Origin of the sequence: Saccharopolyspora endophytica, assembly GCF_018070075.1 — a bacterium.
Taxonomy (GTDB): Bacteria; Actinomycetota; Actinomycetes; order Mycobacteriales; family Pseudonocardiaceae; genus Saccharopolyspora; species Saccharopolyspora endophytica.
This window is the reverse complement of sequence record NZ_JAGPXE010000002.1, coordinates 327,577-342,812: the sequence shown is the minus strand read 5'-3', so window position 1 is coordinate 342,812 and position 15,236 is coordinate 327,577. Positions and strand designations below refer to the sequence as shown.

The following is a 15,236-nucleotide window of genomic DNA, read 5'->3' as shown; positions in this document are numbered from 1 at the left end:
GGCTCAGCCTTCCCAAGCGCCGAGGACCACGACCGCGTTGTGGCCGCCGAAGCCGAAGGAGTTGCTCATCGCCACCCCTACCTGATGCTGCTGCGGTTCGTTCGGGACGAAGTTCATGTCGTCGGCCAGCGGGCGGTGGCAGTTGATCGTGGGCGGCACGATGCCGGTGCGGATCGTCTGAACGGCGGTGATGGCCTCCACCGCACCGGCCGCGCCGATCATGTGCCCGGTCATGGACTTGATCGAGCAGATCGGGATCTCGGTGGCCCGCGTCCCCAGGACCTCGCGCAGCGAGGCGACCTCGGAGGCGTCGTTGAGCTTGGTGCTGGTGCCGTGGGCGTTGACGTGGTCCACCCGGCCGGGTTCGACACCGGCGTCGGCCAGGGCCGAGCGCATCGCGCGCTTGGCGCCCAGCCCCTCGGGTTGCGGCGCGGTCCAGTGGTAGGCGTCGGAGGAGCAGCCGTAGCCCAGGACCTCGGCGAGGATGGTGGCTCCCCGCCGTTCCGCGAGCTCGGCCTCCTCCAGGACCAGCACTCCGGCTCCCGCGCTCATGACGAAACCGTCGCGGTCCTCGTCGAAGGGGCGCGAGGCGGCCTGGGGGTCGTCGACGCGGCGGGACAGGGCGCGGGCGTTGCCGCTGCCGGCGAGGTCGACGCGGGTGACGCAGTTGTCGGCGCCGCCCACGATGACCGCGTCGGTGAGGCCGAACTGGATCCAGCGGGCCGCCTCGCCCAGCGCGTCGGTGCCGGTGGCGCAGGCGCTGCTGATCGCGCGGCTCGGACCGCGGGCGCCGAAGGCCATGCTGATCTCACCCGCGGCGCTGTCGATCGCGCCGGTGATCGGGGCGTACGGGCTGATCGCGCGGGGCCCCTTCTCGCGGATGGCCACCGAGAAGCCGTCGATGGAGTTGACCGCACCGTAGCCGCTGCCGATGAGCACGCCGATGCGGTCGGCGTTCCCCTCGTCGATGTCCATTTTGGACATCTGCTGGGCCTGCGTCGCCGCGGCCATCGCGTACTGGGCGTAGCTGTCCATGCGGCGGGCGATGGTGCGCGGCATGTGCTCGGTGGCGTCGAAGTCCTTGATCTGCCCGGCGATCGAGGTCGGCAGGTCGGAGGCGTCGAAGGTGCTGATCTCGGCGACGCCGCTGCGGCCGGCGAGGAAGGCCTCCCAGGTGGCGTCGAAGGTCAGGCCGACCGGGGTCACGGCGCCGACGCCGGTGACCACCACGCGGCGGCGCAGCGGGCGGATGTTCTCGGAAATCATGGGAGCTCCACATCTGGTTGGGTGCCGAAGTCGCCGTCCGGGCGCAGCGCCGAGTCGTCGAGCGTCACCGGCACCTCGATCACGCACGGGGTGCCTTCGGAGGTCAGGCGCATCGCGTCGGCGAGCGCCGGGCCCAGGTCGTCGGGTCGTTCCACCAGCGCGTGGTGCACTCCCGGAGTGCGGACCAGCGGTTCGTCATCGGTGAAGGCGAACCCGGTGATCGGCGGCTCGTGCTGGTCGGCCTGCTGCTGCAGCCACCCGTAGCCGCCGTTGCGCAGCACCAGGTAGCAGACGCCGAGCCGCTCGCGCACCAGCGTGCGCAGGTCGGCGGCGAACAGGGCGAACGCGCCGTCGCCGACCAGCGCCAGGACCGGCCGGTGCGGGGCCGCGGCTTTCACGCCTGCGGCCGCGGCGGCGCCGAAGCCGAGGCTGGTCTGCTCGGAGGGCACCACGGACCCACCGCGGAGACCGCAGCTGTAGTTCGGGAAGAAGTAGGACCACATGTCCTGCAAGCCGTTCTCCTGCACCAGGATTCGGTCCTGCGGAACCACCCGCTGCACCTCGGCGAGCAGATCCGGGATGCGCAGCTCGCCGGAGACCCGGGGCCGCAGCTCCTGACGCGCGGCGTTGATGAGCTCGGCCCACTCCCCTCGGTCGCCGCCGAGGTCGTCGGTCAGCCAGGCTTCGACGGTCGCGGCGGCGTCCCCGATCACGCAGGGGCCCGAGTGGTCGGTGGCGAACTCCTCGGCCACGATGTTGAGCTGCACCACCGGGACCGAGTCGCCGATCGGCTCCGGCCAGTTGAGGGTGGCGGTCTCCTCCAGCCTGCTGCCCAAGGAGATCACGCAGTCCGAAGTGGACCACAGTTGCGCGGTGGCCGGTGCGGCGTAGAGGCCGGAGAGCCCGAGGAACTGCGGGTGGTCCTCGTCGACGGCACCGCGCCCGGAGGCGGTGCAGAAGATCGCCGCGCCGATGCGCTCGGCCAGCCGCTCCACCACCCGCTCCGCGTTGCGGTGCCGCATCCCACCGCCGACCAGCAGGATCGGCCGCTCGGCCGCCCGCACCGGATGCGGAACTCCCGCCGTCGGTTCCAGACCGCGACCGCGCAGCGGGATGTCCGCGGCCAGCAGGTGGTCCGGGACCTCCAGGTACACCGGTCCCGGGGCGCCGTGGGCGGCCATCAGCAACGCCCGGCGCAGGGCCGGGACCAGCCGGTCGGCGTGCTCGACCCGGTGCGCCCACTTGGTCAGCGGCGCCAGCGCCGAGACCTGGTCGAGCTCCTGGAAAGCGCGGGCACCGATGTGGTGCGGATCGGTGCCCGCGCCGATCAGGACCACCGGTGCGCGGGAGCACTGCGCTTCCAGCAGGCCGGTGGCGGCATTGGTGACGGCAGGGCCCTTGCCGACGACCGCGGCGGTCACCGTCCCGGACTGGAGGGCGTGACCGGTGGCCATGAACAGGGCGTTGCGCTGGTCGCGGCACAGCACCAGCCGCGGCGGATCGTCGGCCCGCTCGATCGCGTCGAGCAGTTCGAGGTCGTCGCCGGGCAATCCGAACAGGGTGCCCGCGCCGTGCTGCCGCAGCACCTCCAGGACCGCCGGCCAGGCGCCTTTCACCTGGTCAGACATCGGCGGCCCCGATCAGCTCGCGGCGCCGCGACTCGGTGCCGAGGTGCTCTGCGACCGCCTTGGACAGCAGCAGCGGCTCGGCGACCCGCCGGTTTCCCAGCGCCGCGTAGTTGGCGACGATGCCCCGGCCGCCGAAGGGCTCGTTGCCGTCGTCGTGGTCGACCAGGGTGCTGTTGATCGTCACGTGGTGCCGCTTGCGCAGGAACTCCACCACCTCCGGCATGTCGCCGTAGACCGTGGCGCCCATCGCGCGGTCGATGTAGAACGGCGAGTTCAGCACCGACAGCAGCTCGTCGTCCGTCGAGTAGCGCACCACGTTGAAGATCGGCGCGAACATCTCGGTGGCCTGCGCCTTCGGGTCCAGCGGCAGCTCCAGCACGGTCGGCCGCAGGTGCATGTCGATGATGCTGACCTCGCCGCCGGAGACGATGTGCCGGGAGTTGCGGCGCAGGTAGTCGAAGGAGTCGGCGAAGGCCTCCAGGTAGTACATCGACCCGTAGTCGCTGGTGGTGTCCCGGTTGTCGCCGTGGCGGAGCTTGGCCGCGTAGTGGCACAGGGCGGGCACGAACACGTCGGCGACCGAGTCGTGCACGAAGATCCGGTCCGGGCCGAAGCAGTCCTGACCGGAGTTGATCATCCGCACGTCGATCAGCGCGGGGATCGCGCTGCGCAGGTCGGCGTCCGGACCGACGATGAACGGGTTCACGCCCTGCCCGAAGAAGACGAACAGCTGCTCGGAGCTCAGCTGCCGGCGCACCTTCTCGGCGTTGTGGTAGGTGCCGGTGAACACCACGAGCTCGGATTCGGCGACCGGGCCCGCGATGAACTCGCGCTGCGCCATCGAGCAGTCGTGGATCGGCAGCTTGTGCGCCGGCGAGAGCAGTTCGTGCAGCTTGCGGGTCAGATCGGCGATCTTGCTGGAGGCGCGGAAGCTGATCTGGTCGCAGTACAGGCTGGGGATCAGCAGGTACAGCACGTAGGAGTACAGCGGGATGTTCGAGGGCATGAACACCGCCGCGCCGCCGACCGCTCGGGGCCGATTCTTGAGGACCTCGTCCTGCGCGCCTTCCAGGGTCCGGATGCACAGGTCGATCTCGCCGTTGACCGTGGCGTGGTGCGAGACCTCGGTGAGCAGCTCGTGCACCTGGGAGCGCTGCGACTGCAGGAACTCCACGACGCTGCGCAGCGCCTGCAACCGCTCCGGGTGCGGGATCGACGGCGCGTCGCCGTGGACCCGGCCGCGGGCGATCTCGCGCAGCGCCTCGACGTCGACCTTGCCGTTGAGGTTGAGCGGGAACTCCGGCACGACCACCACCCGGTTGGGCCGCTCGTACTCGGCGAGCTCGTCGGCGAACCGCGCCCGCCAGTGGCCGGGGCTGCGGTCCTGCTCGTCGGCGACGACGAACACCAGCTCGCTGCCCAGCCGCTCGTTGTCGAACGGGATCACGCGCACCGGGCGTCCGCAGCGCTCCACCTTCTCCACCAGCGCGTCCGGGTAGATCGTGTGGCCGAGGCGGTGCACGGCCTGCTTGCGGCCCACCAGCGTCAGGTTGCCCTGGTCGTCGAGCCACCCGAGGTCGTGGGTGCGGTAGTCGCGGTCGAGGACCGGAACCGGTTCGCCGTCCTCGCCGAGCAGGGCGTTCATGTAGTCCGGGGTGCGCACCACGATCTCGCCGCGCTCCCCCGGCGGCAGCGAATCGCCCTGCGCGTCAACGATCCTGATGTCGACGCCGTCCAGCGCGCGGCCCACGCCCTGCGGGTCCGGTTCGACCGCGAGGGCGATGTTGCCCGCTTCGCTGCTGCCGTAGCCGTCGAGCAGCGGCTTGCCGAGCACCGTGCGGAACCGTCCGCTCAGCGCCGCCGGCAGCGGAGCGCCGCCCACGCACCACATCCGGACGCTGGCCAGCGAACCGTGGTAGCGGGTGCGCTTGCCGTAGATGGCCAGCATCGTGTCGTAGCTCGACGGGGTCGCGTCCACCACCGTCACGCCGTGCTCGCTGATGCGGTCCAACGCCCGGTCCAGCCGGTTGGACGGGTTGACCACCAGCGTGAACTCCGACCACCACCACAGCAGGGTGATCGACAACCCGTACTGGTGCGAGAACGGCAGCAGCGGCATCAGCACATCGCTGCCGACGTAGCCCATCCGGCGCTGGGTGCGTTCGATGTTGTCACGCACCGACCCGCCCGAGCGCACGATGCCCTTGGGCGTCCCCGTGGTGCCCGAGGACCACAGGACCAGGCCGTCGTCGCGGCGGTACCAGGGCTCGAACGACAGGGCGTCCTGGACGTCGGCGAAGGCGTCGACCGGCCGGGACAGCCGCACTTCGCTGAGCACGTTGCCCAGCGAGATGGTCTCGACGTCGAGCTCGTCGGCGGGCACGGTCTCGTCGCACAGCAGCCATCCGGCCTTCGCGTGCGCGATGCTCCTGCGGTGCTCCTTCGCCGTCTGCCTGTGGTCGACCAGCACGATGGAGACGTCCACGGCGATCAGCGCGAACAGCGCCACCACGAATTCGGCTGAGTTCGCCGCCGACAACACCACCCGGTCACCGGCGCGCACGCCCCTGCCGCGCAGCCGGTTGGCCAGCAGGGCGGCGTCCCAGGCCACCTGATCTCGGCCGACGACACCGTTGTCGGTGATGAGCCCGCCGTTCGCGTTGTCCCCCATGAGGCCTCGCCTTCCTGTAGTTCCGTGCGCGGAATTGGTGTGGGGCCGGTCAGCGCGCATCGGCGCGCTCTCCGTCGGCCTTCGCGGACGCCGTCGCGATGAGGTGGTCCTGGAAGCTCTCGTCGATGCCGATCAGCCGCATGTGGCGGCGCAGGATGTCGACGCTCATCTGCCGGAAGGTCTTGGTGGCCACGGCCGTGGACTCCTGGTCGATCCGCAGCACCAGCGGAACCGCGGACTCCAGCACCTCGCAGATGTCGTCGTGGTGGCCTTCGAGCACGCCGGTGCGCAGCGCGTGCATGCCGAACCCGACGTGGCGGGACTCGTCCCGGCACATCGCGGTGAACGCGGTCTTGACGCCGTCGAGCAGTTCCATGTCGCGCAGCGCCTGGACCAGCACCCGCTGCCCGACCAGCGCCAGCACGCCCTCGGTGATCATGTGGAACAGGGTCACCGCGCGCAGCCACTGCGCGTAGTCCAGCGGCCGTTGCTGCAGGTCGCGCACGATGCCGGCCTCCAGCATGCTCAGCTCGCGGTGCGCGGGGGCCGCCATGGTCCAGCTCTCGGCGAGCATCCGCTTCGGGTCCGGATCCATGCCGAGGATCTCCTCGCCGAGCCGGAACACCAGGTGCGTGTGCCGCGTCTCGTCGGCGATCTGCGTTCCCAGGAACACCGAGTACTGCTCGTCGGGCGAACCGCTGATGATCGGGCCCAGCATGTCCAGCCCGGTGTACTCACCGATGATGAACGTCGCGATGGACTCGCCGATGATCTTGCGGTAGCCGGGCGTGAGGACGTCGTGGAAGTTCTCCCGGTCCGGACCCAGCTCGATGTCCACTGCGGACCACTGCTGGCGGTCCCACCGCTCGTAGAGCTCCTTGGGTTTGAGGCGCTGGGCGGCCACCACGTGCGCGTGCCGCATCACCTCGTTCAGCGGCAGCTTGGGCATCTCGATCAGCGACGCCTCATCCATGAGCAACGGAGTCCAACGGCTCATCTCAATCCTTCGCACCACATCGGTCGATCCCGGCCGCAGGCGCGGCAGCGGAGATCGCAAGGAGTTCGACACGGGACCCGGCGGGGTGAAGGCGCACCACCGGCCGGAAAACGAGAGACTGAGCAAGCTCTGTTCGCGGAGTGGGCACAGTGAAACAACCGCCACCAGAACGGTCAAGCGATTCGGGGAAATGTGGGGTTGCGACCCCTACCCCTATTCAGGTGGAAGTCGTCGGCATTGCGCCGAATGGCCCCGCCGACCACCTCAGGACGACTGAACATCGCGGTTTCGCTTGACAGTTCATGGGGCGCTGCTTAGCGTTTCGCGCCGTCCGGCTGGGAAACCCGGATGAAAAACGGAAAAAATGAGGACACGTTCACGGGAACCGCGGATCTCCTGGATGCGTCGGACGGGAGACTGAAGCAAGCAAGGCATCGCGGGAACCGAACATCCTTCGGTTCACCTTTCACCAACCCACGCCGAACAACTGCTGACGACATTTCCGAAACCGGATCGCACGATTGTCGAATCGTCTGATCCGGTCGGACGAACACGTCTGCGGGGCGCGGTTGTTCCGCATCATGACTCTGACCGAAGAAGGTGCCAATGCAGGGAAGACTCGTCCGGATCGAATGGGCCGGTGAAGACGACTACGACCTCATCGCGGGCTGGTTGAAGCCCCTTTCGCCGAACGCGGCCATGACCGCCGACACCCGGGAATTCCTCACCCCGGCAAAGGTCAAGGCGGCCAACGAGGACGGCAACATCCGGTTCTTCATGGCCGTGACCAACGACGGCGAGCGCGTCGGCGCGGTCAACTACCGCCCGGTGAACAGCTCCGGTTCCTACAGCATCGGCGGCATCGTCGGCGACTGGCAGAAGTGGAGCCGCGGCTACGGGGCCGAGGCGTTCGGACTGGTCATCGAGCACCTCTTCAACGGGATCAACGCGCACCGCGTGGAGTTCACCACCGCCGCCTACAACAAGGAAACGCTGAAGATCCTGACCAAGGGCGGATTCGTCCTGGAAGGCGTGCTGCGCGATTACCACTACCTCGACGGCATGTACTACGACCGCACGATCTGGTCGATCCTGCGCGAGGAGTTCGAGGAGCACGCGGCCGCCGATGCCGGGCAGTTCCCGGTGATCGACGCGATTCCCGCCGAGGACAAGGACAAGGCCAGGGAACTGCTCAGCAAGTACCTGGCGAACGACCCGCCGACCTCGCTGCGCGATTTCGACCGCCGCAGCGGCCGGACGCGTTCCTACTGACCCGGCGGCACGAGGGGGACTTCAGCGATGCGCGAGGACTTGGAGCTGTACTCGCTCGCCGACCGGCACTTCTACGAAGCGCCGTCTCGGTGGGGGGCGGCGGAGAGCACGTTCGACCTGACATTCCCGGAGGGCTGGAATCGCGGCGGCAACCTCGATTGGTGCATGGCCCGCCCGGCGGGTGCCGAACTGCCCGGCCAAGGTTGGAAGATCCACGTCTCGGCGACCCCGGACAACGCCGGACGGGTGCTGGAGATCGTCGCCCGGTACTGCTTCGAGACCGGCATCGCGTTCAAGTTCCTGCGCACCGGCCACCTGGTGCGCGCCTACAGCCTCAAGTACGCGCCGCGCTCGGCGAGCGGGAAGCTGCTGACCCTCTACCCGGTCGACGACGTGCAGCTGGAAACCGCGGTCGACGCGCTCGCCGAGGCGCTGGCCGGCGAACGCGGCCCGTACGTGCTGACCGATCTGCGGATCGGCGAGGGGCCGGTCTTCGTGCGCTACGGCGGTTTCACCGCCCGGCACTGCTACACCGAGGGCGGTGAGCGGGTGCTGGCGATCGAAGAGCCGGACGGCACCTTGATCCCCGACGACCGGAGGCCGTTCTTCACCACCCCGCGCTGGGTGCGCCCACCGGAGTTCCTGAAGCCGCACCTGGACTCGCGATCCGCGCAGTCGGCCTCGCTGGGCTACCAGATCACCGAGGCACTGCACTTCTCCAACGGCGGCGGGGTCTACCTCGCCCGGCGTGAGAGCGACGGGACCCAGGTGGTGCTCAAGGAGGCTCGCCCGCTGGCCGGGCTGGACTCGTCCGGTCGGGACGCGATCGCGCGGCTGGACGACGAGGTGCGAGCGCTGCGCGCGCTCGACGGCATCGAGGGCGTGCCGCGCGTGCACGAGCTGGTCGACGTGTGGGAGCACCGCTTCGCCGTGCTGGACCGGATTCCCGGCCGCACGCTGCAGACCTGGAGCGCGCTGCACCACCCGCTGGTCGGCCCGCGAACGACACCGCAGGCCAAGCGCACCTACGCCGAGCGCGCCGTCGGCGTCCTGGAGCGGGTCGCCGAGCTGGTGGAGCGCATCCACGAGCACGGCCTGGTCTTCGGCGACCTGCACCCGGCGAACGTCCTCGTCGACGAGGACGACCGGGTCGGGCTGGTCGACTTCGAGTCGGCGTCCGAGATCGGCGACGGGCAGCGCCAGCAGATGGGCTACGCGGGCTTCACCGACCCCGACGCTCGCGGCGCCGAGATCGACCGGCAGGCGCTGGGAACGCTCGCGCTGTGGCTGTTCCTACCGCTGACCAGCCTCAACGCGCTGTCCCCCGGCAAAGCGGGCGCACTGCTCGCCGCAGTGGAGGAGCACTTCGAATTGCCCGAACACGTGCGAGCTCTCATCCTCGACCGGCTCCGCAGACCGGCGCCCGGCACCGAGGGCGCCGCGGCCCCGGAGGTCCGCTTCACCAACGCCGCGGGACGCCGCGCAGCGCGCGAGTCGCTGGCCGAGGCGATCCGCGCCACCGCCACCCCGGAGCGCGACGACCGCCTCTTCCCCGGCGACGTGCAGGGATTCCTCAACGGTGGCACCGACTTCGCCTTCGGCGCGGCCGGGATCTTGTGGTCGCTGCGCACCGCCGGCCAGGAGGTCGATCCGGCGCACGCGGCCTGGCTCTCCGAGCACGCGTCCCGGTCGGACCTCCCGCCCGGCTTCTTCGACGGCGCCCACGGCATCGCGCACGTCCTCGACCTGCTGGGCCACCACGACCAGGCGGCCGAGCTCATCGCAGGAGCCGCGCCGGACGTGGCGCTCACCCACGACGTCAGCCTGTTCAGCGGCCTGGCCGGCATCGGCCTGAACCACCTGCACCTGGCCGATCGCGGCGGCGAGCACCTGGCCGGCGCGCTGGGAGTCGCCGACCGGCTGGCGGAGGCCGTCGAGAGCGGCCGCTCGCACGGCATCGACGTCGCCGGCCGCATCGGGCTGCGCGACGCCGGATCGCGCGGCGGGCTGCTGCGCGGCTGGACCGGGCCCGCGCTGTTCTTCCTTCGCTGCTTCGAGACGACCGGACAGCGCGAGCACCTGGACCTGGCGGTGCGCGCTCTGCACCGCGACCTCGACCTGTGCGTGGCCCGGCCGGACGGGACGTTGCAGGTGGACGGCGGTTTCCGCACCCTGCCCTACCTCGACGTCGGTTCGGCGGGCATCGGGCTGATCGCCGACCAGGTGCTGCGGCACGTGCCCGACGAGCGGCTGTCCGAGTCCGCGGCGGGGCTCACCGAGAGCTGCCGCAGCACGCTGGTCGTGCAGTCAGGGCTGTTCAGCGGCCGCGCCGGGCTGCTGGCGACGCTGGGGCGGCTGGCGCGGGACGGGTCGGGCGGGCGGTTGCCGGACTCCGTCGTCGCGCACCTGTCGGTGCTGCACTGGCACGCGCTCGGCTACCACGGGCACTTGGCATTCCCCGGCGAGGGCAATTTCCGGCTCTCGATGGATTTCGCCACCGGTAACGCCGGAGTGCTCGCGGCACTCGCGTCGCTCGACGATGCCGAGGCTGAATTCATGCCTTTCCTTAAAACGGCAGGAATTGCTCGAGGAATTGCGAAAACCATTGGCGGGAACGAATTTTCTGATAGTGTTCACAACGCCCCCGAGGGACATCCGCACCCGGTGAGAACTGGCGAGGCGAACAATCCGATTCGCTGATCGATCCGCCGTTCACGGTTGATGCGACCACAGATGTCCTCGCCGTTCACCGTTCGGCGAGGAAAACCCGAAAGACACGTTAGGTGGTGATCACAGATGTCCATCCTCGACCTCCAAGCCCTGGAGACCACCGCGGCCGAGGCCGCCGTCCCCGGCAGCACCGCGAGCACCAACTGCTGACCCACTCCATCGCCGCACACGCGATGAGTGAACACCAAAAGACACGATAGGTGGTGATCACAGATGTCCATCCTCGACCTCCAAGCCCTGGAGACCACCGCGGCCGAGGCCGCCGTCCCCGGCAGCACCGCGAGCACCAACTGCTGACCCACTCCATCGCCGCACACGCGATGAGTGAACACCGAAAAACACGATAGGTGGTGATTTCAGATGTCCATCCTCGACCTCCAAGCCTTGGAGACCACCGCGGCCGAGGCCTCTGTCCCCGGCAGCACGCAGAGCACGAACTGCTGAAGCACTTCGCTGTGAACTGCTGAAGCACCTGGCGTTCCGCCGGTCCGGCCCTCGCGGACGGGCCGGCGGAATCGCCGTTGCCGACCACCGGGATCGCCCGGATCGGCAATACTGTCCCGCGAGTTGATCTCCACAAATACGCACCTCCGACGGGAAACGGGACCGCCATGACCAACAGCGCCGAACGCCGGCGATTCGGCCGCACAGAACGAGTGCTGCACTCGGCCGCCTTCGCCGGCGGTCCGATGGCGGTGCTCGACTTCCTGCTCCCGCTCTACGCCGGGGCCGTGCTGGCGGCCACGCCCGGCGAAGCCGGCGTCCTGGTCGCGGTGTGCGCGCTGGCGGCACTGCTGGCCCGGCCGCTGAGCGGTTCGCTCGCCGATCGCGGCAACAAGCTCGTGGTGGCCGCCGCGGGGGCCGTGGTGCAAGCCGGTGCGCTGGCCGGGTTCGCGCTCGGTGGCGGCCTGCTGCCCGCGTACGCGATGGCGGCGCTCAGCGGCATCGGCGGGGCGTTGTTCTGGGTCGGCGTCCGCAGCTGGGTCGGCGACCGGTCGGACGGCGACGACGGCCGGGGATTCGGGCGGCTGCTGTCGTTCGAGGGCACGGGTCAGCTCGTCGCCTACGTGCTGTGCTTCACCGTGCTCGAAGACCTCGGCTATCCCGCGGTTTTCGCCCTCGGCGCCGCCTCAGCGCTGATCGCCGCCGTGCTGCTGGGCTCCGCCACGGGCGGCACCGGGGTAGCAGCGCCCCAGACCCCGCAGGAACCCGCTCCGGCGAGGGCCGTGCTGCCGTTCCTGGTGATCTGCGGCGTGACGGCAGCGCTGGAGGCCGCCATGGCCCTGCTGCTCCTGCTGCACCTGCAGACCGCCCACCACTACGGCCCCTACGCCATCGCGTCCGCGCTGGCACCGGGTTTCATCGCGTTCATCCTGGTGCCGAGCATCGCCCACCGGGTGGTGGCGCGGATCGGCAAGCGCCAGGCGGTGATGCTCGCGCTGCTGGCCGGCGCGCTGGTCACCGGGGTGCTCGCCGCGGCCCCCGAACCGTGGGTGCTCAGCGTCGTGTGGATCGTCGCCGCTGCCGCGCTCGGCATCGCGATTCCCGCCGAGCAGTCGGCGGTTTCAGAAGGCGCGGGCACCCGGATGGGACGGCGGATCGGCCACTACGAGAGCGCGCAGCTGGCCGGGGTCACCGCGGGCTCCGCGGCCATCGGCGTCCTCTACCAGACCAGCGGGATCGCCCTGTCCGGCACCGCTCTGGCCGTGGCGCTCGCGGTCACCGCCGCCACCGTCCCGCTCGCCTGGCGTTCGCTGAGCAGCACCGCCGCCGCACCGGACACCGGCGGGTGAGGCCGTGCGACCGTCGCGAGCCTCTGCCGACGCGCCCACGGTGCGGTTGAGGAAACCTCCGCTCAGACGCGGTCCGTACCGGGGTTTGCTCACCGGTTCGTCGATCAACGTCATCGGCGACGTCATCGGCACCTCCGCGTTGCCGCTGTTCGTCCTGGAGACCACGCATGACCTGGCGCTGACCGGGTGGATCGCAGCGGTCAGCGTCGGCGGCTCGGTGGTCACCGGTCTGCTGCAGGGGCCGCTGATCGACCGGATCGGCTTCCGCGTCAGCATGCTCGGCTCCAGCGTCTTCGCAGCGGGCACCACCCTGTCCGTGTACCTGCTGCACATCGCCGGGCTGCTGTCGCCCTCGCTCCTGCTGCTGCTCGCGCTGGTCCGCAGCGTCGCCGACGAACCCGGCCGGGTGGCGATCTTCGGCATGGTCCCGCACCTGGCCGGGCAGGCCGGGGTCCCGCTGGAACGCGCCAACGCGACGCTGCGCACGGTCACCGCCGCGTCGAACCTGGTGGGGCCGCTGGCCGCGGGCGGGATCGCGGCGTTCGCGGGCAGCGAGTGGACGATCCTGCTCAACGCCGCCACCGGGATGCTCGGCACCGCGGTCCTGCTGCTGTTCGCGCGCGCCTCCCAGGGCGGTGCGGGCGAGCCGGAGCGGGACGGGTTCGAAGACGGCGTGGGGTACTTCCGGCGGTTCCGCGTCGGGCTGCGCTACCTGTTCCAGGACAAGCTGCTGCGCACGCTGGTGATCGCGACGATGCTGTTCGCCGCGTTCGACACCAGCTTCGCCTCGATCGGGCTGACCGCCTACGCCGCGGAAGTGCTCCACGAGCCCGCCCTCTACGGCGGCCTGATCAGCGCGTTCGGCATCGGATCGCTGGTCGGCACGATCGGCTACGGCGTCATCGGGCACACGCTGCCGAAGCGCCGGACCTACCTCGGCGTCTACCTCGCGTTCGCCGGACTCGTGCTGCTGATGGCGCTGGAGCTCAGCGCCGTACCCGCGTTCGCGCTGATGGCGGCGGCGGGCGTGGTGACCAGTCCGCTGGACATGCTCTACATGGCCGCGTTGCAGGAACGCGTTCCCAAGCGGATCTTCGGCCGGGTCATCAGCATCGCGAACACCGTGCTGAGCGCGCCGGCACCGCTGGCGGTCGCCGCCGCGACGGGATTGATCAGCTCGGTGGGCGTTCGGGTCACGATGCTGGTGCTGGGTTGCTGCTACCTCGCCCTGGCGGTCGCGCTGATCTTCGTCCGGCACCTGCACAAGCTCGACGCGATGCGCGTCGACCACAGCGAGGTGACCCGCGAGATCCCGCGCCTCGACGAGGCCACCCGGCCCGTTCGGCACCGGTTCGACCAGGCGGCAACCCGGCCCATTCCCAGAATTCCCCATGTGAACCCGGGACATCGCGTGTGGATGCTGTCCGCCGACGCCGGACTCACCCAGCCGATTCCGCGAATCAACTCCTCGCACCTGACGACGATGCGATGGCGGACGTGATCCCGCATCGTCCGGAAAACCTCGGAACAAAGAGCAAAACCGCATTTTCCAGACGCGGTCGCTGCTAAGATCGCGATCATCAATGTGATTCAGCACGGAGGATTCATGTCGAACGCGAAGTACATAGCCCTCGGCACGGTGATGCTGGTGGCGGGCATCATGCTGAGGGTTTACGGGGGCGAGACCGAGTTCGGTCCGTTCGAATTGCGGACTGTGGGCAACGTCCTCGCCATCATCGGTGGCATCGAGATCCTCTTCGCCATCGCCGCGATCTTCTTCCCGGAGAAGAAGAAGCTCGACTGAGCCTCGACTGGGGGGAACGAGTCGTGCGGAGTCGGTGGTCGCGGCGGCGGCCACCGACTCGCGAACACCTATTCGGCGACAACCCCTCACAACCCCGAAAGCACTTCGAAATCCTTGGCGGGCAATGCCGATCCGAGTAGGTTGATCACATGGGACTGGGGCTGGAACTGACGGGAACGAATGCCACCTGGGTATTCGAAGACGATCGAATCGAGATCAATTATTCGAGCGGACTCGGTCATCCCCGACTGCTGCGCAAGCTCAAGCACCGGACCATCCCGTACCGAGCCATTTCGCGCGCCAGCTCGGCGGGCGGTGACGGAAATCCGCAGCTGACCCTGCACTTGCGCCCCGGAGCCGACCCGCTCACCGAAGTCGCCGCAGGCCAGCTCTCCGACGATTCCGAACCGCACCAGATCGAACTGGAGCCGAATCAGCAGGAATTGGCGGCCTACTACGCCGACCACATCAACGACCACTGCGATCTGAACCCCGATTCCGATTCTCCCGCGCCGCACTTCCTCGTCGAGGTCGACCAGTCCCCTCGGCGGCTCAAGGGCTACGACGGGGAGGCGACCTTCGACGGCTCGGCCGTCGAGTTCCAGTGGCACCCGGACGCCTCCAAGGTCAAGCACCGCTCGCCGAGGCGGCGCCACGAGCTCACCGAGCTGGCCGGCGTCGAATGGGTCAGGCCGGGCCTGACCTCGGGTCACCTCCTGCTGCTGCCGCGCGGAGAGCGATCCGACACCCCGCCCGCCGACAACATCCGGTCCCTGCTGTTCGGCTTCGGCTTCGGCACCACGGCCAACTCCCTGCCGTTCGCCGCGGCCGTGCTGGCCGCGATCCAGCAGGCGCAGCCGGGCGCGACCGCCCTGGGCACCTCGGCGGATCGGCTGATGCTGCCCGCAGCGCCGCAGCAGCCCGGCATGTCGCGCGAGGAGATCCTCGCGACGATCCGCGAGCTGGGGCAGCTCCACGCCGACGGCATCCTCACCCAGGCGGAGTTCGAGCAGAAGAAGCGCGAACTGCTCGACCGGCTCTGATCGCGGCGACAAACCAAGCCAGAGAGGTGAAT

At 69.6% G+C, this 15,236-nt stretch carries 13 protein-coding genes; 9 read left to right on the top strand and 4 right to left on the bottom strand.

Annotated elements, in window-relative coordinates:
• Window positions 1–3: 3 nt before the first annotated feature.
• From fabF to KBO27_RS05695, 4 genes are read right to left on the bottom strand one after another with little or no spacing between them, the layout of a single operon-like run.
• Window positions 4–1,266: a beta-ketoacyl-ACP synthase II gene (gene fabF, locus KBO27_RS05710; protein WP_210968886.1), complete on the bottom strand. Its 1,263-nt coding sequence runs from the start codon at window positions 1,264–1,266 to the stop codon at window positions 4–6.
• Complete coding sequence (locus tag KBO27_RS05705; RefSeq protein ID WP_210968885.1) at window positions 1,263–2,894, bottom strand: thiamine pyrophosphate-binding protein; 1,632 nt, start codon at window positions 2,892–2,894, stop codon at window positions 1,263–1,265. The genes fabF and KBO27_RS05705 overlap by 4 nt, the downstream gene beginning before the upstream one ends.
• Window positions 2,887–5,565, bottom strand: coding sequence for an aldehyde dehydrogenase family protein (locus tag KBO27_RS05700; RefSeq protein WP_210968884.1), 2,679 nt, complete (start codon window positions 5,563–5,565; stop codon window positions 2,887–2,889). Before KBO27_RS05700 ends, KBO27_RS05705 begins: the two co-directional genes overlap by 8 nt.
• Window positions 5,566–5,614: 49 nt before the next feature.
• Window positions 5,615–6,562, bottom strand: a complete 948-nt coding sequence (locus KBO27_RS05695; RefSeq protein WP_210968883.1) for a ribonucleotide-diphosphate reductase subunit beta — start codon at window positions 6,560–6,562, stop codon at window positions 5,615–5,617.
• 606 nt (window positions 6,563–7,168) lie between these two features.
• Here KBO27_RS05695 and KBO27_RS05690 point away from each other — a divergent pair.
• From KBO27_RS05690 to KBO27_RS05650, 9 genes are all read left to right on the top strand, one after another.
• The gene (locus KBO27_RS05690) at window positions 7,169–7,834 is read left to right on the top strand and encodes a GNAT family N-acetyltransferase (protein ID WP_210968882.1); all 666 of its coding nucleotides are present in this window, start codon (window positions 7,169–7,171) and stop codon (window positions 7,832–7,834) included.
• Window positions 7,835–7,861: 27 nt separating this feature from the next.
• Window positions 7,862–10,534: a class III lanthionine synthetase LanKC gene (gene lanKC, locus KBO27_RS05685; protein ID WP_210968881.1), complete on the top strand. Its 2,673-nt coding sequence runs from the start codon at window positions 7,862–7,864 to the stop codon at window positions 10,532–10,534.
• Window positions 10,535–10,630: 96 nt separating this feature from the next.
• A complete protein-coding gene (locus KBO27_RS34770; protein ID WP_132675456.1) occupies window positions 10,631–10,714 on the top strand; it encodes a SapB/AmfS family lanthipeptide in 84 nt (27 codons plus the stop codon).
• 63 nt (window positions 10,715–10,777) lie between these two features.
• The gene (locus KBO27_RS34765; RefSeq protein WP_132675456.1) at window positions 10,778–10,861 is read left to right on the top strand and encodes a SapB/AmfS family lanthipeptide; all 84 of its coding nucleotides are present in this window, start codon (window positions 10,778–10,780) and stop codon (window positions 10,859–10,861) included.
• A gap of 63 nt (window positions 10,862–10,924) precedes the next feature.
• Window positions 10,925–11,008 (top strand): SapB/AmfS family lanthipeptide, encoded by an 84-nt coding sequence (locus KBO27_RS34760; RefSeq protein WP_210969238.1) that lies wholly within the window; start codon window positions 10,925–10,927, stop codon window positions 11,006–11,008.
• Between the two features lie 167 nt (window positions 11,009–11,175).
• On the top strand, window positions 11,176–12,357 hold the full coding sequence (locus KBO27_RS05665; RefSeq protein WP_210968880.1) for an MFS transporter: 1,182 nt from the start codon (window positions 11,176–11,178) through the stop codon (window positions 12,355–12,357).
• A gap of 4 nt (window positions 12,358–12,361) precedes the next feature.
• Entirely contained in the window at window positions 12,362–13,858 is a 1,497-nt protein-coding gene (locus KBO27_RS05660; RefSeq protein ID WP_307870255.1) for an MFS transporter, read from the top strand.
• Window positions 13,859–13,963: 105 nt separating this feature from the next.
• Entirely contained in the window at window positions 13,964–14,161 is a 198-nt protein-coding gene (locus tag KBO27_RS05655; protein WP_132675400.1) for a hypothetical protein, read from the top strand.
• A gap of 149 nt (window positions 14,162–14,310) precedes the next feature.
• Window positions 14,311–15,204: a DUF4429 domain-containing protein gene (locus tag KBO27_RS05650; RefSeq protein WP_210968878.1), complete on the top strand. Its 894-nt coding sequence runs from the start codon at window positions 14,311–14,313 to the stop codon at window positions 15,202–15,204.
• The last annotated feature ends 32 nt before the right edge of the window (window positions 15,205–15,236 follow it).